The sequence below is a fragment of the Rahnella inusitata genome, from assembly GCF_003263515.1.
GTDB lineage: Bacteria > Pseudomonadota > Gammaproteobacteria > Enterobacterales > Enterobacteriaceae > Rahnella > Rahnella inusitata.
Window position 1 is genome coordinate 29,614 of record NZ_JYDE01000004.1, and the last position, 19,904, is coordinate 49,517.

At 53.6% G+C, this 19,904-nt stretch carries 17 protein-coding genes and 1 other annotated feature; of the genes, 2 read left to right on the top strand and 15 right to left on the bottom strand.

The window, feature by feature from the left end; genetic code table 11:
• Positions 1-137: 137 nt before the first annotated feature.
• From cheZ to TU92_RS02395, 8 genes are all read right to left on the bottom strand, one after another.
• Positions 138-782 carry a protein phosphatase CheZ gene (gene cheZ, locus TU92_RS02360; RefSeq protein ID WP_112164367.1) on the bottom strand — a complete coding sequence of 215 codons (645 nt, stop codon included), beginning with the start codon at positions 780-782 and terminating at the stop codon, positions 138-140.
• Between the two features lie 8 nt (positions 783-790).
• Positions 791-1,180: a chemotaxis response regulator CheY gene (gene cheY, locus TU92_RS02365; protein WP_056769710.1), complete on the bottom strand. Its 390-nt coding sequence runs from the start codon at positions 1,178-1,180 to the stop codon at positions 791-793.
• Between the two features lie 46 nt (positions 1,181-1,226).
• On the bottom strand, positions 1,227-2,276 hold the full coding sequence (locus TU92_RS02370; RefSeq protein ID WP_112164368.1) for a protein-glutamate methylesterase/protein-glutamine glutaminase: 1,050 nt from the start codon (positions 2,274-2,276) through the stop codon (positions 1,227-1,229).
• Complete coding sequence (gene cheR, locus TU92_RS02375; protein ID WP_112164369.1) at positions 2,276-3,148, bottom strand: protein-glutamate O-methyltransferase CheR; 873 nt, start codon at positions 3,146-3,148, stop codon at positions 2,276-2,278. The genes TU92_RS02370 and cheR overlap by 1 nt, the downstream gene beginning before the upstream one ends.
• Before the next feature lie 69 nt (positions 3,149-3,217).
• The gene (locus TU92_RS02380) at positions 3,218-4,888 is read right to left on the bottom strand and encodes a methyl-accepting chemotaxis protein (protein ID WP_112164370.1); all 1,671 of its coding nucleotides are present in this window, start codon (positions 4,886-4,888) and stop codon (positions 3,218-3,220) included.
• A 68-nt stretch (positions 4,889-4,956) separates the two neighbouring features.
• Positions 4,957-6,651 (bottom strand): methyl-accepting chemotaxis protein, encoded by a 1,695-nt coding sequence (locus TU92_RS02385; protein WP_112164371.1) that lies wholly within the window; start codon positions 6,649-6,651, stop codon positions 4,957-4,959.
• A 276-nt stretch (positions 6,652-6,927) separates the two neighbouring features.
• Positions 6,928-7,320, bottom strand: a complete 393-nt coding sequence (locus TU92_RS22415) for a hypothetical protein (RefSeq protein ID WP_244207736.1) — start codon at positions 7,318-7,320, stop codon at positions 6,928-6,930.
• Positions 7,321-7,781: 461 nt separating this feature from the next.
• Positions 7,782-9,266 carry an MFS transporter gene (locus tag TU92_RS02395; protein WP_112164372.1) on the bottom strand — a complete coding sequence of 495 codons (1,485 nt, stop codon included), beginning with the start codon at positions 9,264-9,266 and terminating at the stop codon, positions 7,782-7,784.
• 117 nt (positions 9,267-9,383) lie between these two features.
• Here TU92_RS02395 and ftrA point away from each other — a divergent pair, with 117 nt between their 5' ends.
• Positions 9,384-10,385: a transcriptional regulator FtrA gene (ftrA, locus tag TU92_RS02400; protein WP_112164504.1), complete on the top strand. Its 1,002-nt coding sequence runs from the start codon at positions 9,384-9,386 to the stop codon at positions 10,383-10,385.
• Positions 10,386-10,483: 98 nt separating this feature from the next.
• On the opposite strand, the gene cheW is transcribed toward ftrA, so the two are convergent.
• The 7 genes from cheW to TU92_RS02435 form a co-directional block, all read right to left on the bottom strand.
• Positions 10,484-10,981 (bottom strand): chemotaxis protein CheW, encoded by a 498-nt coding sequence (gene cheW, locus TU92_RS02405; RefSeq protein WP_112164373.1) that lies wholly within the window; start codon positions 10,979-10,981, stop codon positions 10,484-10,486.
• A gap of 99 nt (positions 10,982-11,080) precedes the next feature.
• Positions 11,081-13,105, bottom strand: a complete 2,025-nt coding sequence (gene cheA / locus TU92_RS02410) for a chemotaxis protein CheA (protein WP_112164374.1) — start codon at positions 13,103-13,105, stop codon at positions 11,081-11,083.
• 4 nt (positions 13,106-13,109) lie between these two features.
• Positions 13,110-14,315 (bottom strand): flagellar motor protein MotB, encoded by a 1,206-nt coding sequence (gene motB / locus TU92_RS02415; protein ID WP_112164375.1) that lies wholly within the window; start codon positions 14,313-14,315, stop codon positions 13,110-13,112.
• A complete protein-coding gene (motA, locus tag TU92_RS02420; RefSeq protein WP_112164376.1) occupies positions 14,312-15,199 on the bottom strand; it encodes a flagellar motor stator protein MotA in 888 nt (295 codons plus the stop codon). Before motA ends, motB begins: the two co-directional genes overlap by 4 nt.
• A gap of 180 nt (positions 15,200-15,379) precedes the next feature.
• On the bottom strand, positions 15,380-15,988 hold the full coding sequence (gene flhC / locus TU92_RS02425) for a flagellar transcriptional regulator FlhC (protein WP_112164377.1): 609 nt from the start codon (positions 15,986-15,988) through the stop codon (positions 15,380-15,382).
• A gap of 22 nt (positions 15,989-16,010) precedes the next feature.
• Positions 16,011-16,355, bottom strand: a complete 345-nt coding sequence (flhD, locus tag TU92_RS02430; protein ID WP_056769592.1) for a flagellar transcriptional regulator FlhD — start codon at positions 16,353-16,355, stop codon at positions 16,011-16,013.
• 1,282 nt (positions 16,356-17,637) lie between these two features.
• A complete protein-coding gene (locus TU92_RS02435) occupies positions 17,638-18,462 on the bottom strand; it encodes an SDR family oxidoreductase (protein ID WP_112164378.1) in 825 nt (274 codons plus the stop codon).
• A gap of 327 nt (positions 18,463-18,789) precedes the next feature.
• Positions 18,790-18,911, top strand: a sequence feature (His leader region).
• 92 nt (positions 18,912-19,003) lie between these two features.
• Here TU92_RS02435 and hisG point away from each other — a divergent pair.
• Positions 19,004-19,903, top strand: a complete 900-nt coding sequence (gene hisG, locus TU92_RS02440; protein WP_056769589.1) for an ATP phosphoribosyltransferase — start codon at positions 19,004-19,006, stop codon at positions 19,901-19,903.
• The last annotated feature ends 1 nt before the right edge of the window (position 19,904 follow it).

A 19,904-nucleotide genomic window follows, 5' to 3' on the forward strand; every position in this document is an offset into this window, starting at 1 on the left:
GGCTAAGTCTGATGGATGGAACAGCGGGGATAAAAGTGGGTTATTCAACTGATGAATGTATTTATAGAAAATTGCGGATAAGAAAAACACCCCTCAGTGTGGCACTAAGAGGTGTTCTTTGGAGAAAAACAGACGCATCAGAAACCTAATGAATCCAGCAGATCATCGACCTGTTCCTGCGATGCCACGACGCCGACACCGTTGGTATCGAGCTGCGGGCCGTTGAGCAGGCTGTCGTTTTCACGTTTCGCTCTGGCCTGTTGTTCAGGAATGTTTTCCATCAGCACCATCAGCAGCTGATTTTCAATTTCCTGCACCACGGTCATCATGCGTTTGATCACCTGACCAGTCAGATCCTGGAAGTCCTGCGCCATCATGATTTCCATCAACTGTGCGTTGGTGAAACCGGTGTGCTCTGGCACTTCTTTCAGGTAGCCGCGGGTATCGGAGACCAGTTCGCGTGCATCCGACAGTTCGATCGGATTCTCAAACCATTCATCCCAACGCTTATCGAGCTTTTTCGCGCCGGATTCCAGTTTGTTCTGAACAGGCTGCGCCGCTTCAACACAGTTGAGCGCACGTTCGGCCGCCTGTGCGGTCATGGTGACGACGTAATCGAGACGATCGCGCGCATCAGGAATCGCTTCAGCCGCCTGAGCAATGGCCTGATCCAGGCCAAGTTCACGCATACTGTCACGTAACATACGAGTCAGTTGCCCAATGCGGGCGATGATATCGCCCGCGGTTGCTGCATCATTTGCAGGCATTGGTATCTCTGCCATAAGTACTCCTACATGCCCAGTTTTTCGAAGATTTTGCCCAGCTTTTCTTCCAGCGTGGCGGCGGTAAATGGCTTCACGACATAACCACTGGCACCAGCCTGCGCGGCGGCCACGATGTTTTCTTTTTTCGCTTCGGCGGTGACCATCAGTACCGGCAGTTTTGCCAGTGCGGCATCAGCGCGGATCGTTTTGAGTAAATCCAGACCGTCCATGTTAGGCATGTTCCAGTCGGATACCACGAAGTCAAAACCCCCGGCGCGCAGTTTGTTCAGCGCATCAACGCCATCTTCTGCTTCTTCCACGTTCTGGAAGCCCAGCTCTTTCAACAGGTTGCGAACAATACGACGCATGGTAGAGAAATCGTCTACTACCAGGAATCTCAGATTTGGATCGGCCATGTTTTATCTACTCCTAAGGTTTGCTACCCAGCGCAAGGCTGAAAAATTAAATACGTAATGCCTGACCGGCTGATATTTGTGCCAGCATTCGCTGACTGATTTGGCTGAGATCCACCACTTCATTGACGCCACCGGTGGCGATAGCCTCACGAGGCATACCGAAAACCACACAACTGGCTTCATTTTGTGCCAGGGTATACGCCCCTGCGCGATGCATCTCCAGCATGCCGGCGGCGCCGTCATTGCCCATTCCTGTCAGGATCACCCCGACAGCATTGCGTCCGGCGAACTGCGCCACCGAACGAAATAACACGTCAACCGACGGACGATGGCGGTTCACCGCCGGGCCGTCGTTCAACTTAACCTGATAGTTAGCACCACTACGCGTCAGCTCCATATGCCTGTCACCCGGCGCGATGTACGCGTGTCCCGGTAAAACGCGCTCGCCGTCTTCGGCCTCTTTCACCGTTATCTGACACAGCTTGTTCAGACGTTCGGCAAATGAGCGCGTGAACCCCGGCGGCATGTGCTGGGTGATCATCAGCGCCGGACAGGTCGGCGGCAGCGGCTGCAACACGTGGCGTATCGCCTCGGTGCCGCCGGTGGAAGATCCGATCGCGATCAGCTTTTCACTGCTGAGCAGCGGCGTATGACTGAGCATGCGCGGCTGGTCGAGATTGACGCTTTTGTTCAGTCGCGCTTTCGACGCGGTGCGGATCTTGTCGGCAATCATTTCGCTGTACGCCAGCATCCCTTCGCGGATGCCCAGCTGAGGTTTGGTCACGAAATCAATTGCTCCCAGCTCCAGCGCCCGTAGCGTGATTTCCGAGCCTTTACCGGTCAGCGATGACACCATAACCACCGGCATCGGGCGCAGACGCATCAGTTTTTCCAGAAAATCCAGCCCGTCCATGCGCGGCATTTCGACATCCAGCGTCAGCACATCCGGGTTAAATTTCTTGATCAGATCGCGTGCGACCAGCGGATCCGGCGCGGTGGCCACCATTTCCATATCGGGATGGCTGTTAATGATTTCTGTCATCAGCTGACGCATTAACGCCGAGTCATCGACGCTCAATACTCTGATTTTATTCATTACCTCTCCTTGGCGAGGCCATAGACGGTCTGGCCGCGCAAATAAAATTCCCGGCTGATCTGGCTGAAGTTTTCAGAGTGTCCGGCGAACATCAGGCCACCCGGCTTAAGTAACGGAACGAATCGACGTAAAATTTTCTCCTGTGTTTCTTTATCGAAATAAATCATCACATTACGGCAGAAAATTGCATCGAATGGCCCGTTCAGCTGCCACTGGTTCGCCAGTAAATTCAGTTGCTGGAACGCCACCATCTGCGTCAGTTCCGGACGGGCGCGCACCAGACCACTGTGCGGGCCGGTGCCTTTAAGAAAGAACTTCTGCAACTGCTGCGGACTGAGCGTGCGTAATTCTTCCTGGCGATAGACGCCCGCCGTGGCTTTTTCCAGCACCTGAGTATCAATGTCGCTGGCCTGGATGCGACAGTTGGCCATCCGCGGCCCCAGCGCTTCGCTCAGGGTCATGGCGATGGAGTACGGCTCTTCGCCCGTTGAGGCGGCCGTGCTCCAGACGCTGTAGTTATTTGGTCGCGAACGCGCATGCTCGGCAAGGATCGGGAAGTGGTGCGCTTCACGGAAAAATGCCGTCAGGTTGGTGGTCAGCGCATTAATAAACGCCTGCCACTCCGCGCTGCTGGTATCACTTTCCAGCATGGCCAGATAGCTGCCGAAATCGTTCAGCCCGAGGATCCGCAACCGACGGACCAGCCGGTTGTAGACCATCTCCCGTTTGTGGTCCGCCAGCACGATACCCGCGCGCTGGTAGATGAGTTCGCTTATCCGACGGAAATGGATATCTGACAGCGGTAAACGCTGGATCATCTGTGCCATGATCGAGGTGTTATCAGTACTCATTGGCGAGCCTGGTTGATTCATGGTGCAGCTCCAGTAACGAACAGGTGGTACTTCTAAACCTTTTGTGACGCTTCATCGCAACCCGGTCTGTCAGAAGGTTTCCCAGTTATCTGCCGATCCCGCACGCGCGGTCGCAGGGAGTAACGCAGGTTGTGTCACCTGACGCGGTGTAAAGCCGGAGACCTGACCGTTGCGCGGTTGTAACACGCCATCGGAAGTCGCTAAGCGGAACACCGAGACCGCACGGGTCAGATTCTCAGACTCCACTTCCAGCGCATGGGTGGAAGACGCGGCCTGCTGAACCAGCGTGGCGTTCTGCTGGGTTACCTGATCCATCTGCGTGACGGCAATCGAGACCTGCTCGATACCGCGACTCTGCTCGTCCGACGCCGAGGCGATTTCGCCCATGATGTCGGTGACGCGGGTCACGGCGCGCACGATGTCATCCATCGTGTTACCGGCGGATTCCACCAGTGCCGACCCCTGACTGACACGGCTGACGGATTCATCAATCAGCGCTTTAATCTCTTTCGCAGCCTGCGCGCTGCGCTGCGCCAGACTGCGCACTTCACCGGCGACTACGGCAAATCCGCGACCTTGTTCACCCGCACGGGCGGCTTCTACGGCGGCATTCAGCGCCAGAATGTTGGTCTGGAATGCAATGCCGTCGATGACGCTGGTGATGGCACTGATTTTCTTCGAGCTGCCGGCGATGTCATTCATGGTTTTCACCACGTTGCCGGTCAGTTCGCCGCCCTTCTCCGCGGTGTTTGACGCATCGCGTGCCAGCTGCGTTGCCTGACGGGCGTTTTCCGCATTCTGTTTCACGGTCGCGGTCAGTTGCTCCATGCTGGCGGCGGTTTCTTCCAGTGCTGAAGCCTGCTGTTCAGTACGCGCAGATAAATCTGTGTTACCGACAGCGATACCTTTCAGGCCGGAAAACATGGTGTCTGCGCCATGACGCACGGTGCGCACGGTGTTGGCCAGCGACTGTTGCATCTGTTGCAGGCTGTCGAGCATGACTTTGATTTCGTAGCGGCCTTCAACAGCGATCGGTGCCGAAATATCGCCCGCGCCGATGCGGTCAAAATGCCCGCGCATGACGGTCAGCGGCGTAAACAGGATCCGACGGGTGATGATCAACGCCAGCGCGGTTAACAGCACCAGCAGAACAATAATCACCGACGTATTTACCATCACGTTCTGATAAGACTCGACCGTTTGCTGCTGCGCCTGCTGGAAACGTCCGCCGACATACTCGGTGTAATTGCCGACGTCTTTCTGGAACTGATCCTGATATTTCTGTGCCGGGCCGTTAAGAAAGCCCTGCATGTCGCCCGCTGAAAGCATATCGTTCAGCGATTGCAACATATCGTGCAGTTGCTGGTAGCTGGCTTTGTTCACCGCCGTCAGTTCCGCTGCTTTCTCGGTTCTGCGTGGTAGCGCCAAAAATGCCGCATAAGCGTCTTCGGCTTTTTTCAGGCTGGCTTTGGCATCGGCCATCAGCTGCGTGATGTTGTCCTGTGGCTGTTTGAGTGCCAGACGCGTTGCCGCGCGGTTGAGCGTATTACGGGTTTGCAGCAGATATGACCAACTCTGGCTCAGCGCATCGCGTTGCTGAGTCGTATTTGAAATCTGTTCGAAGTTTGTTTTATCCGTGTGGGCGGCGTACAGCGATAAACCGCTGTTAACCAGTTGCATCACAAAAAACACTAACAACAGTAAAAACATGCAGGTGGACACACGGATGTGCTTAAACATGGGTAGCCTCTTTATGTGCCGGCCCTGACCGGCACAGTATTTCTTATAATTATTGCGATGTACGTGGCTTAAAAAGTTTCCCAGTTTTCAGTCAGATTGCTCTCAGACGCGCCACCTGTACCGGCTTTAGAACCTGACAGGTTTGGCGTCAATAAAGGCAGTCTTGACGAAGACGAAGTTACCGGGCGCACGCTGTTTGTTACGGACTGACTCAGGGTAAACACCGCCACCGATTGCGTCAGCAGGCTCGCCTGCTCTTCCAGCGCCGCCGAGGCGGACGCGGATTCTTCAACCAGTGAGGCGTTCTGCTGGGTCACCCGATCCATTTCGGTAATCGCCTGTGCGACCTGCTCAATCCCGCGGCTTTGTTCATCCGATGCCGAGGTGATTTCGCCCATGATGTCAGTGACGCGGGTTACCGCATTCACCATGTCATTCATGGTTTCACCGGCACTTTCTGCCAGTACCGAACCGGTATTAATGCGGCTGACGGAGTCGTCTATCAGACCTTTAATTTCTTTTGCTGCCTGTGCGCTGCGCTGCGCCAGGCTGCGGACTTCACCGGCCACCACCGCAAATCCGCGACCCTGTTCACCGGCACGCGCGGCTTCCACCGCGGCATTCAGTGCCAGAATGTTAGTCTGGAAGGCGATGCCGTCGATCACACCGGTAATATCGGTGATTTTCTTCGAGCTGCTGGCAATGTCGTTCATGGTTTCGACCACGTTCGCCACCACTTTGCCGCCTTTAAGCGCCGTTTCCGACGCGCTCAGTGCCAGCTGGCTGGCCTGACGGGCGTTTTCGGCGTTCTGTTTCACAGTGGCAGTCAGCTGCTCCATGCTGGCGGCGGTTTCTTCCAACGCCGACGCCTGTTCTTCAGTACGGGAAGAGAGATCGCTGTTACCGGCAGAGATTTCGCTCGCGCCGCTGTAAATCGCGTCTGCGCCATGGCGCACGCCGGATACCGTACGAATCAATTCTTCCTGCATGTACTTGAGACTATCGGCAAGCTGGCCGATTTCATTACGGCTTTTCACCACTATTTCGTGCGTCAGATCACCGGTCGCGATTTTGCGGATGGTAATGACGATATTTTTCAGCGGATGAATCAAAATGCGCTGCACGCCGACCCACGCCAGAACGATGATAATCGCCAATACAATCAGTACGGTGCCCAGCATCCACAACGCGTGGCTGAAGGAGTTCTCGCTGACTTTCACGGCCTCGTCATACAGATGGTCGTTTTGATCGATATAGGACACGAACGCTTTTTCGAAGTTATCCTGATACTTCTGCGTCGGCTGTTCGAAGAAATCATTGATGCGCCCGAGACCAATCAGCTCAATCAGTTCCGCCAGAGCGTCATGCAGCACCTGATATTGTTTTTTAGCTTCTGCCGCTAACGCCGGGTTCTGGCTGGCATCTACCGGAATTTTTTGATAGTTGGCAAAGTGCTGATCGGCAATTTTCAGATCCTGAGTCGCCGTGTCGACAAGCTCTTTAACAGTCGCGCCGCTGCCCATCTGGTTCGCGTCGAGCATAAAACGAATACCCGCGCGGTTAAGCGTGTTACGGGTTTGCAGCAAGTAGATCCAGCTGGCGTTAAATTCCGCCTGCTGTAAACGGATCTGTTGCGACGTGGTGAAATTGTCTTTGTCCGTCTTCAGTGATTTGAAGAACAGGCCACCGGATACCAACTGTAAAGCACCGAAGACCACCAGTAAGATCACGATGCCCGTGACCACTTTCATACGGTTGAACATGTTGTACCTTTTTAAATGAGAATTATCTGGAAGGGTTATCGGCAGGATCGGGGGGAACTTTATGTGATGGGGATCGAAAAATTTTGCGGATTAGGTGGAGGGTTTAAATCAAAACCGTGGGCGTCGGCCTGTCGCCGCCGCCCGATTTGCCCGCCAGGCTTTAAACTGCGCGCTGACGCTGGAACGAGGGGCTTGTTCTGTGACTACGGCGTTTGGTGAGGGTTGTTCGCTTCATTTCAGTGGCATCAACATTCTCTGCCTGATGCCAGTCCTGTTTCATGCGGCTTCCTCGCAGGTCGTATACAGCGAACTGCGCAGCATCTCGAAACGCTCCCAGAGAATAAATGCGAGGATCTCTTTTATCTTTCTGTCGTGCAGCGTCATCAGTGCGTAATTCAGCGCCATGCACTGATCGCATAGCTCAGAAGGTTCCAGTTCGGTGTAATCGAACAGGCCATCGTCGGCGGGCATTTCAGGATGCTTACGATGCTCGGGAACCGGCTGCATCAGCGCCGCTTCCAGGTTTTCCAGCTGATGCTGTAGCATCAGCGAAAGAATATTCTGCGCCCCGCTGTTCTGCGGATTGATCATCGCATTCGCGATTAAGCGGCAGCTGTCGGTGATTGACCATGAATCGTGAACTGTGTCGGATGTTTCATTGGTATTCATTTAAATGGCTTCCAGAAAAGCTTATTACGCTGCCTCCTAAGATCCTACACTTTGGAGGTAACCCAGGCGGGGGTAGGAATCGATGTACTGGAATTGTCGATCAGCCCTGGAGCTGCCCCACCTGAGTCACCATTGATATATTACAGAAGTATCTGAAAATCCACTGCAATAATGAGTGATACAAAGCGACAACGCATGCAAACCGCAATGCGCTGAATAGTACAAACAGGTTCCTACACCCGGCTGTGGATTTTGCCGCAGCGGGGACACTTTAGCCAGATACCCATACAGATAAAATGGGTAAATAATGACAATGGGATATTGCTTCCAGGGAAACTTTTACCGTTTGCAGTCAGTTGCATGGAGCACGATTTACTACTCCACAGTAAACAGTTTGAGATGCCCGACGTTAACCTGAAAGCTGCGCGCCCGGCTCACTCCCGGCCAAGGGGAACGTAGCTTTATTCTCTCTCTGGCCGGTGTGGGCAGATACACACCGTCTGGACCTTATTTTTGAGCCTGAAGTTAAATAACAACCAGCTCGCCAGTGCCAACACCCATACGCCCAGAGCGCCGTAGAGCAAGACGCCCGAAAAGCCGTCAACCAGCACCTGTCGTGCCACCCCGGATATTTCACCGCCACCGGCGATGCGCTCCGCCAGCGCGCCTAAATCCCCGACCCCTGGCATCATCTCCCGAAGCCCTGCTTCAATTCCGGCGACCAGTAAGCTGCCCATCAGCGCGATGTTGATCGAAAGCGTAATCAGCCTCGCACTGATATCAATTCCGGACGCCATCCCCGCGCGGTTACCCGGTACGGAGCCGGTCGTGGTGTTGGTTACCGGCGTGTTGGTCAGCCCCAGCGCGGCACCGGCCAGCAGCGCGCCCGGCAGCAGGCTCATGTGGTATGCGGCAGCGAATTTCATCAGCATAAAGCCCGCACCAATCGTAAATAACCCCAGCGGGATCACCCGCCTCGCCCCAAACCTTACCACCAGTTTTTCGCCCAGCGGCGGCATCAGAAGAGTGGGTAAAGTGTATGCCAGCAGCGCCAGTCCGGTTGCCATGCTGCTGTAGCCCAGCCCGCTCTGATAATAAACCGGCAGATAGATTATCAGCGGCCAGAAACTGAAGTTCATGCCTATCGAGCCCATCAGGGCACCGGAAAATGCCCGGATGCGGAAGACGGAGAAATCAAACATCGGATGAGGATGGCGTTTTTCAATCCAGACAAACAGCGCCGCGCTGAGCAAAGTTGCCAGCAGGATCACACGCGCGGTGACGCTGCTCCAGCCGAGACTGCTGCCTTGGGTGATGAGATACGTAGTGCCCATCACCGCAGCCGAAAGCGTTACCAGCCCGCCGAGATCGAGTTTTCTGGCTTGTGTGTCACGCGATTCAACCACGTTTTTCAGCGCCAGAACCAGCGTCAGCAACGCGATAAAACCGTGCACCAGAAACACCCATTGCCAGCTGAACCAGGCGACGAGCATCCCGCCGATGATCGGGCCAAAACCCAGCCCGAAACCGAACGTGATGCCCCATGCCGCAAACGCACGACTGCGCGCTTTACCCTGCGGGAACTGGAACGACAGTATCGCAATCAGGCACGTCAGCATTGCGCCGCCGCTCAGCCCCTGCAGGAAACGCCCGACGATCAGCCACAATGCGCTTTCTGCCAGCCCACACATCAGCGACGTCAGCCCGAATGCGATGATGCTAATAATGAAAACCCGTTTGCGCCCGTATCTGTCCGCCAGCGTTCCGGTCGCCATCAGTACGGTTGTGCAGGCCAGCGTGTAGGCATTCATGATCCACTGTAACTCCCTGAAACTGGCGTGCATCTCTTGCTCGAGCACCGGCAAAATCACCGGCACGCTGGAGATCTCCAGCCCTGACATCAGCGCGGCGAGACATACCGCCATCAGTGCCAACATGTTCTTCATACTCAATCCCTGCAAAACGTTAAGAGAGTGCCAGCATGGAGGATTGGCACGACGGTGGAAATCCACCCTGATGCCATGTATCGTCAAGATCATGCCAACATTACCGGTAACCCTTTTATGCACATTACGTCCCCACTCTCTGCCCGTTCGCCCGCGCCGATAAACCGTCGGCTGGTGCTGCTGGCGTACGAATGCCTGTGTACGTTTGAATTCGGGATTGCGGTTGAGGCATTTGGTCGCGCCGACGATGTCTCCGGCCAACCTTTATATGAATTGTGTGTCGCGTCGGTAGATGAAGGCTCGTTCGGCGCACAGGGCGGCGTACGACTGGTGGTCGATGGTGGGCTTGAGCTGCTTGAAAATGCGGGCACGATTGTGATCCCCGGCTGGCGAAGTGTCCACGAACCGGCCCCGGACAAGCTTATCGCTGCGCTGCAAAAAGCACATAGAAATGGCACCAGGATCGTCTCGATCTGCGCGGGAAGTTTTGTGCTGGGTGAAGCCGGTCTGCTCGACGGCAAACGCGCCACCGCCCACTGGAACAGCACAGAGATTCTGGCGCAGAGGTTCCCGAAAGTGCAGGTAGAACACGGTATGATTTATGTCGATGAAGGCAGCATCATCACCTCTGCCGGAGGCGCAGCCGGTGTCGATTTATGTCTGCATCTGATCCGCCGGGATTACGGCATCGAAGTCGCCAACCGTACCGCGCGCAGAATGGTGACACCGCCGCTGCGCGAAGGTAATCAGGCGCAGCTGATCCAGCAGCCTGTGCCGCGGCGTCAGGCAAAAAACCTCGCTCCGCTGCTCGACGATTTACGCAGTCATCTGAATACGCCGCTGGTGATCGAGCAGCTTGCGACCCAGGCCGGTATGAGCCGCCGCACTTTTTTGCGTCGTTTTCATGATGCAACGGGCACAACGCCGGGCGAATGGATGCTCAGCGTGAGGCTGGAGAAAGCCTGCGCCCTGCTGGAAAATGGAAGACTCAGTATCGAACGGGTGGCCGAACAGGCTGGATTTGGATCGCCGGAAACGTTGCGCCATCACTTCCGGCAACGCCTTGGGACGACGCCAACGAAATGGCGGAAAGGGTTTGAGGTTCGCCCGCTCAGCTAAACGACAGGACAGCCCGGCATCCTCCCTCTTCGCAGGGGGAGGATGCGGTTCGGTATGAGCCGACGCCCACGACCTTGACCTTATAGCTGAAACAGTTCTTAGATTTTACTCACAGAGTCAATCAACGCCATTTCTTCACTGCTCAGTAACTTCTCAATATCCACCAAAATCAACATCCTGTCTCCCAGTGACCCTAACCCGGTCAGGTATTCGGTAGACATGGTCACCGCAAATTCCGGCGCAGGACGGATCTGATCTTGTGTCAGCGACAGCACATCGGATACGCCGTCAACCACTATTCCGACCACGCGGTTTACGAAGTTGAGGACGATAACGACGGTGTTTTCATTGTAAATCACGTTTTCCTGCGCGAACTTCACACGCAGGTCGAGAATAGGCACGATCACGCCGCGCAGGTTGGTGACGCCTTTAATGAATGCTGGCGTATTCGCAATGCGGGTTACCTGATCGTAACCACGGATTTCCTGTACTTTCAGGATATCGATACCGTATTCTTCATCGCCCAGGGTAAAGATCAGGAATTCCTGTCCTACCGTTTCGCCCGCAATTTTTGCCACAGTTGCAAGTCCTGCCATGTTATTCACCCTTAAATCAGCCTGAGTTTTTACGCCCGATGGCCGTCACCTGACGGGACAGCCACCGGAGGTTTTGCATGCTTTTATTGTTTAATCACATCACGCGGCAGATGCGCCCGTCGCACGTTTGTCACGGTTCAGCGCCTGCAATGCCGACACGTCCACAATCAGCGCCACGCTGCCGTCACCGAGAATGGTGGCGGCGGAAATACCCGGCACTTTGCGATAGTTGCTTTCCAGATTCTTCACCACCACCTGATGCTGACCAATCAGCTGATCGACCAGTAAGGCGTAGCGGCGCCCTGCACTTTGCAGTATCACCACAATGCCCTGCGTGGCCTCGGTCTTCGCGGCTTCAACCTCAAACACGTTGTACAACTCGACCAGCGGCAGATATTCGCCGCGCACTTGCAGAACGCGCTCGCCACCGGCCAGCGGGTGTAAATCTTCTGCCAGCGGTTGCAACGATTCCATCACCGCATTCAATGGCAGAATGAAGACTTCTTTGCCGACTTTGACTGACATGCCATCGAGGATAGCCAGCGTCAGTGGCAGCAGGATACGGATCGTGGTGCCTTTGCCCTGCTGGGAATGGATTTCGACGTGACCGCCCATTTCCTGAATGTTTCGTTTCACCACGTCCATGCCCACGCCGCGGCCTGACACATCGGTGACTTTCTCCGCCGTCGAGAAACCCGGTGCGAAAATCAGCATACCGACGTCTTCGTCGCTCATGCTTTCGCTGACGTTCATGCCCTGCGACAGCGCTTTGGCAATGATACGTTCGCGGTTCAGACCGGCACCGTCATCAACCACTTCGATGCAGATGTTGCCGCCCTGATGTTCCGCTGACAGCGTCAGGTTGCCGGTTGCCGGTTTGCCATTGGCGATACGCACGTCCGGAGTCTCAACGCCGTGATCGAGACTGTTACGCACCAGGTGCGTCAGCGGATCGATAATGCGTTCAATAAGACTTTTATCCAGTTCGGTGGAACTGCCGAGCAATGTGAGTTCGATTTGCTTATTCAGCTTGCTCGCCAGATCACGTACCAGACGCGGGAAGCGGCTGAAAACGTATTCCATCGGCATCATACGAATCGACATTACCGATTCCTGCAGGTCGCGGGCATTACGCTCCAGCTGACCCATGCTGTTCAGCAGGTCGCTGTGCGCCACCGGATCCAGCAGGTCAGAGCGCTGTGCCAGCATCGACTGAGTGATCACCAGTTCGCCGACGAGGTTGATCAGCTGATCGACCTTTTCAACCGCAACACGGATGCTGGTTGATTCCGGCGCTTTTGGCGCACGGGGTTTCGGCGGTTCGCTGTCAGGCACGGCGGTCAATACCGGCGCCGGACGCGGTGCGGCCGGTACGACAGGTGCTGCGACAGCGACGGGCGCGGCGGCAACTGGCTCAGCGGCAGCCGGAGCCGTCGCCTGAGTGAAGCTGATTTGTTCCGGTTCGAGCACGAAACACAGTACCGCGATAATGTCGTCCTCGGTGACCGTAGTGACCAGCGTAGCTTCCACGCTGTCTTCGGTTTGCACCGGATCGAGGATGTCACCCAGATTGCCCAGTTCTTCAAGCATCACCGGTACTTCCTGCGGCTTAAGGCCGGACAAGCGCACGCGCATCCCGCCTTTGCCTGCGACAGGTGCCGCAGGGGCAGCCGCCGTTTGTGCAGATTCATCGGTGACAACGTGAAGATCGGCAGCCGGTTCACGCGCTTGCTGCACGTCGAGCGCCAGTTGTCTCAGGGCCGCACAGATGTATTCGAAACTGTCTGCATCGGGATCCCGCGAAGATTTATAGGCGTCCAGTTGCTCCTGCATAATATCTTTCGTTTCCAAAAACAGGTTGATAATGTCGGTGCTCAGGCTCATTTCTGCGCGTCGCGCACCGTCGAGCAGGTTTTCCAGTAAATGGGTGGTTTCCTGCAGAACCGTAAATCCAAAGGTCGCTGCTCCACCTTTAATTGAGTGCGCCGCGCGGAAAATCGCGTTGAGCTGCTCAACGTCGGGCGCATCGGGATCAAGTAACAACAGATGTTGCTCCATGTCCGCCAGCAGCTCGTCGGCTTCATCAAAAAACGTCTGATAAAAATCAGTTATATCCATGCTCACGTGATCACCTCTGCTGTGAATCGCGGCTTGTTGATGTGGTCGCAGGTGCCGTGCCTGCTGCGACAGCCGGAGCTGCCGTCGCTGCCTGAGCGTCTGCCGATGGTGTGGCTGGCGCCTGCGTCTCAATCCTGGTTGTGGTTACTGTGGTTACCGCTGTTGCTGATTCTGATGACACTGCTGGTGCTGAAGGTTCGGGGGCAGCAGCGGCAGATGCCGGACTCATCGTCGGTGCCACGGACGGCGCTGACTGAGCTTGCGGAACCTCACTTTGTGTTGCCTGAACTTTCGGAGCCAGCGCAGGCGCGGTACTGCGGCCTGGGACTTGTCTTTGCAGCTCGCCCGCGTCACTGATAGTGATCGCTTCGCCCTCGCTGTTTTCCCGTTCAATAGCTTCCTCAGCGTGTTTGTTGAGGACCAAAATACTGATACGACGATTGATCGCGTCGCCTGCCGGATGATTTTTGAGCTGCATGGTCGATCCCATGCCCATCACCCGCAGCACTTTTCCTTCGCTCAGCCCACCGATGATCATTTCGCGACGTGACGCATTGGCACGGTCGGTCGATAATTCCCAGTTGCTGTAGCCGCGTTCGCCCTGCGCATAAGGCATGTCATCGGTATGACCGGCCAGACTGATTTTGTTCGGAAAATCATCCAAAACAGGGCCAATCGCGCGCAGAATGTCGCGCATGTACGGCTCAACGATGGCACTGCCCAGCTGGAACATCGGGCGGTTCTTGCTGTCGATGATCTGAATGCGTAACCCCTGTTCGGTCAGGTTAATCATCAGATGCGGACGCAGTCCTTTTAAGCGCGGATCCGAGGCCAGCATCTCTTCGAGTTTTTCCTGCAACTTCTTCAGGTCGCCGGTTTCACGAATTTCGCGGGCATCGCCCTGCGACTGGATCATTTTATGCACTTCGCCGTCCTGCACGGTCGGATCTTCCCCGCCGCCAGGGATCGGGCTGGTCGCATCGCTGCTGCGCGGGCCGCCGGTAATGGCCACCGCCAGCGGCGTACGGAAGTATTCGGCAATCTGCACCAATTCTTTAGGGCTGGAGATCGAAATCAGCCACATCACCAGAAAGAAGGCCATCATCGCCGTCATAAAGTCAGCGTAAGCAATCTTCCATGAACCGCCGTGATGCCCGCCGCCGTGTTTACTCTTTTTCTTACGTACAACAACGATGGGATGGCTTTGATGCTTCATACGTTTTCTTCTTCAGCTTGTTTCTGTGGTGATTTAACCTGGCGAACGTGCTCCTCCAGTTCGATAAAGGAAGGGCGTTCTGTGGTGTAAAGCGTCTTACGGCCAAACTCGACGGCGATTTGTGGTGCATAGCCGTTGAGGCTCGAGAGCAATGTCACTTTGATGCACTGCATCATTTTTGTGTTTTCAGCACTCTTCTGGCGCAGCAGGCTGGCAAGTGGAGATACGAATCCGTACGCCAGCAAAATGCCGAGGAAGGTACCGACCATCGCATGCGCGATCAGTGCGCCAAGCTCTGCCGCCGGACGGTCTGCTGCGGCCAGGGTGTGGACGATCCCCATGACAGCGGCGACGATACCGAACGCCGGAAGTGAATCCCCCACCAGCGCCAGGCTGTTGGCCGGCACTTCACTTTCGTGCTCGTGGGCTTCGATCTCTTCATCCATCAGCGCTTCAATCTCAAACGCATTCATGTTGCCGCTGACCATCAGACGTAAATAGTCAGTCAGATATTCCACTAAATGTTTATCGGCAAGGATGCGCGGATAATTAGCGAAAATGTCACTTTCTGCAGGATTGTCGATGTCATTTTCCAGCGACAGCATCCCCTGTTGGCGCGATTTGGCTAATAAGCGGTAAAGCAAGGCCATTAAATCCATGTACAACGCTTTGTTGTATTTGGACGCGCGGAACAGCTGCGGCATCGCGCGCATGGTGGATTTAATCGCTTTACCGTTGTTACCGACGAAGAAGGCACCGATACCGGCACCGCCGATGATCAGTAATTCTGCTGGTTGGTATAACGCGCCCAGTTCCCCGCCGACGAGCATGAAACCGCCAAACACTGAGCCCAGCACCACGATGTAACCTATTATCACTAGCACGATGAATCCTTAATTCGATGTGGTTTTAGGGCGAGGAAAAGCGCATCGCCGTGAGCCTGCCGAAATCTATGCAACGCAAAACAATTGCATAAACGGTGCCAGACAAAGGCAAAGAGATGAGGGGATAAATAGGGAGCGGTGTTACCACCGCCCAGGCATTCTTACTGCGACCCTGACATCTCAGACTGCGCGCTTGACCTTTTCGTCCAGCTCTTGAGATGTTATATCGGCAACCTGCGGGGAAAGTTTACGTTTTTTTACTGCGCGGGATGGGGGTTGGCAAAGACTGCAAACAAACCCGTGGCGGGGCTGGTGTGCATGGGTAATAAATGAGCCGTCACAACAGTTGCAGGCGGAAAGCTGCAACATGCCGCTGTCGACAAAACGTACCAGTGTCCAGGCGCGGGTCAGCGCTAAAATCGGCGCTTCACCCGGCTGTTCAGGGCACTGTTCGAGGTACAAACGATAGGCACTGATCACCGCTTCGACGCCATTACAATGCCCGCTCTTCATCAGAAAAGAGTACGCGTTGTAAAACATCGAAGAGTGAATGTTTTGTTCCCAGGTCATGAACCAGTCCGTTGAGAACGGCAACATGCCCTTCGGTGGCGGGCTGCCACGTAATTCTTTATAAAGTTTTATCAGACGGCCACGGCTTAATTGCGTTTCGCTTTCCAGCATCTGCAATCTCGCGCCCAGTGAAATCAGCTCCATGGCGAGCTGAATATCACGTGCTTCCTGAACAATGCTTTTTTCCGCCGGTTTAACTGGCGTGTCTTTGATTAGCATGTTGCGCCCTTAATCGACATGACTACGCCCTTTTCTTCATGGCGCCGCTGTCTCTCGCCGCCAGACCTTTAAGCAGGTGGCTCGACAACAGGATACCGGTATGGATTTGTTGCAAATCGTCAACGCGGGATTCCTGAGTCAGGCGTTCAATGGTCTTACTGTCATCAAAGCGGAACTGGCAAAGAAGCTGATTCGTTTCAGCTAATTTCACCATTTGTGGCAACGTAAGTTGACCTAAAGCATCTGCCATCACGTCATCTATCCCTAAGCGGAACATCGCGGAGGCTTTTTCGTCGTTAATCAAACGCTGTGCCAAAAGTAAATATGACAGGTTGATATCATATATGTGCTTAAGCAATTCGGACATGCTGTTCTACCCCATTACCGATGCCACATTTTTAATGTGGCTGATTGATAGACATATTCCATGCAGCAAGAGTTTTACCCGGCTTGTCAGGGAGTATTTTTTCACTATCAAAACAATTAGATCATTGGCTGATTAATAAATCTCACGTCGTAAAAATGGATTTATCCCGCGGTATTTACTTCACCGCCAATACAAGGTTGTTCCTGATGTAAACTAAATTAAGTGTGACAATTGCAATGCTAAGTAATCTTCAAACATATCAGTTTTGGTGTACTGGCAGGGTCCGTTGCTGTGATGGCGTGTCGTTCAGTGAAACGCTTTTACATACATTATTAGGAATAATCTTACTACGACGCAACTCTACCCCTCTTTCCTTTATACATACAATCTAACTGATCACGAATTTTGAATAAAGTGTGATGCGCATCACACTATTGAAATTTATTTTATCCTAAAAAGCGCAATTTATCGTAAAAATTTGCGCAGTTTTAACGCAAAAGTAAAAAAGCATCTAAAAACCTGCCTCCAGACTGCTTTTTTGACGGGTTTTGAGATCATTTTGTACAAAGACCGCCTAAAGCCAAATGATAAGAATAATCCTAACTTAAGCATAGACCGAACAGTGAAATGTGCTGGTAATTTATGATAGTGCGATCATTGTGCTAAACGTGCTCAACCCAGTCAGCATGCGGGATGTGGGGGATTTGCGTTAAGGAATTTTGGTTAAAAATGATGCGAAAGGTTTTGAAAACGTGAACAACTACACGATTTGAAAAGTAAAAAGACAATGAGTGTAAGAAAATGTGTTGGGGTACGGGAAGTCATCCGGTGAGCAGACCAGATTGATAAGCAGATGTGATGTTACGTGGGCAGTGTGCCTTCATTCGTTATCGGCAAACTTCACAATAACTTTAGTGATTAGACTTAAAAAAGTGGTTTATACCGGATAATCACAAATAAAAAGATGTCGATTAGGATTTTTATTACCTATACAGCAGCCTTCTCCCCTTTTTAGGAGAAAAAAACGCATGAGGAACATCTCTGACAACCCCATCAGCGCAGTGAGTTAATCAACCAGCGAAATAAAGGGTTATTGAAGAGGGTTTTTTAAATAAAGAAAGTGAAGTTAACTCTGATGATGTGATTATGGAGGAAGAAAACTTTCATTCAAAAGCTGTCAGTTCATTACCCAATGCGTAATTCTGATTGAATGAACCTGCCGCTCATTGCGGCAGGTCATAACTTAATATTATTACTCGCAGAGTAATGGTTGCGACATCGCTTAGAAAGGCATCGTCCGCGGATCGGGATATTGATATTCGAAACCCAGCTCTTTGCAGATGCGCTCGCCGTCCACAGTTTTACCTTTCGATGCTGACGCTTCTTCAGCAAACGTCGGCGCTTCCAGCCCCATCTGACGCGCCAGGGCCGGATAGAATTCGGACTTAGCCGGATGATGCGGTGCACAGAGGTTATAGGTGTGGCCGCCTTTCGGCAGACTCAGCAATAAGGTGATCGCGGCGATCACATCATCCTGATGCACCAGGTTTACGCCATTTTGTCCGCCCTTCACGTCGGTCTTGCCGGCCATGAAACGCCCCGGATGGCGATCGCCCCCCACCAGCCCGGCCAAACGTAAGACATCCACCGAGGTGTGCGGCAGGCTGTGTAACCAGTTTTCCAACTCTTTAAGCACTTTGCCGCTGGAGGTGACAGGCTCAAGCGCTGAACCTTCGCGCACTGTACCTTCTCTTTCACCATAGACCGACGTCGAGCTCGTAAAAATGATGCGCGGAACGTTATGCGCCAGCGCGCTGTCGGTCAGCAACTGTACCGCCTGAAAATAGAGTTCGCTGCCTTCGACAGTTCTGCGTGCCGGTAACGTAACAATCAGAGCATCGACGTTCAGCAGCTTATCCAGATCTTCTGCCTCGCATTCCATATGAGGGGTAAACACTAACGGATAGCAGTCGATGCCAACCATTCTGGCCGCGTCCACGCCATCGGGGGTAGTTTTGCTGCCCACCACGTCATAGCCTCTTGCCGCCAGCGCCATCGCCAGAGGCATTCCCAGCCAGCCTAACCCTATAATCGAAACCTTCTTCATATCTCACTCCCTTTGCTCTGTGACCGATGGTCGCCGGGCGCCATCTGCCGGTCTCTTTATCTCTACCCTTTATACTAGCCCTTCCATCCTTATAGATGCGTAAGCTTTTCTCCGGGACTGTTAACAGATCATTCATTTTATCGATGAAAGAGACCCTGCCGATAAGAAAAACTCATCATCGGAAAAAAAGGTTGCGCTCAAGCCGCCCGATAGTTTAGTTTTATTGGCAACCGAATTTGATTTGTGTGGCGAATGTTTTTAGTTAAAACATCGCGGCACTGAATGAACTTAACGAGATACGAAAATGACAAACGTTCTGATTAACCACCATCATCACCATCACCCTGACTAGTCTTGCAGGCGATTGGTGCTGGAAGACTGTCTAGATCTTCCAGTGGAGCAGAACGCAGAGAAAGCCCCCGGAAGATGACTTCCGGGGGCTTTTTTTTGTCCCAACGAATTGAAGTAAAAGCATTTGTACAAAAACTCTGCACACAACATTTACGATATTAAAACTGAAAATAAAGAAATTGAGGTCATCATGCTGGATAAAACACGTTTACGGATAGCAATGCAGAAATCTGGTCGCCTGAGCGACGAGTCACGCGAACTTCTGGCTCGCTGTGGGATTAAAATCAATCTGCAGGAACAACGCCTGATCGCTTTCGCAGAAAACATGCCGATCGATATTTTGCGCGTACGTGATGACGACATTCCGGGGCTGGTCATGGATGGCGTGGTCGATCTGGGTATCATCGGTGAGAACGTGCTGGAAGAAGAGTTGCTGGCCCGCCGCGCACAGGGTGAAGATCCGCGTTACTTCACTCTGCGTCGTCTGGATTTCGGCGGTTGCCGCCTGTCATTGGCCACTCCGCTCGATGCTGAATACACTGGCCCGCAAAGCCTGCAAAATTCCCGTATCGCCACATCTTATCCTCACCTGCTCAAGCAATATCTCGACAAACAAGGCGTTGATTTCAAATCCTGCCTGCTGAACGGCTCCGTAGAAGTCGCGCCGCGCGCCGGTCTTTCTGATGCCATTTGCGACCTGGTCTCCACCGGCGCAACGCTCGAAGCCAACGGCCTGCGCGAAGTTGAAGTGATTTACCGCTCGAAAGCCTGCCTGATCCAGCGCGATGGCGAAATGCCGGAAGCTAAACAGCAACTGATCGACAAAATGATGACCCGTATTCAGGGCGTGATTCAGGCGCGCGAATCCAAATACATTATGTTGCACGCGCCAAGTGAGCGTCTGGACGAGATCGTTGCCCTGCTGCCGGGCGCGGAACGTCCGACCATTTTGCCGCTGGCCGGCGATCAGCAGCGTGTGGCGATGCACATGGTCAGCAGCGAAACGCTGTTCTGGGAAACCATGGAGAAACTGAAAGCGCTGGGCGCCAGTTCGATTCTGGTTCTGCCAATCGAAAAAATGATGGAGTAAT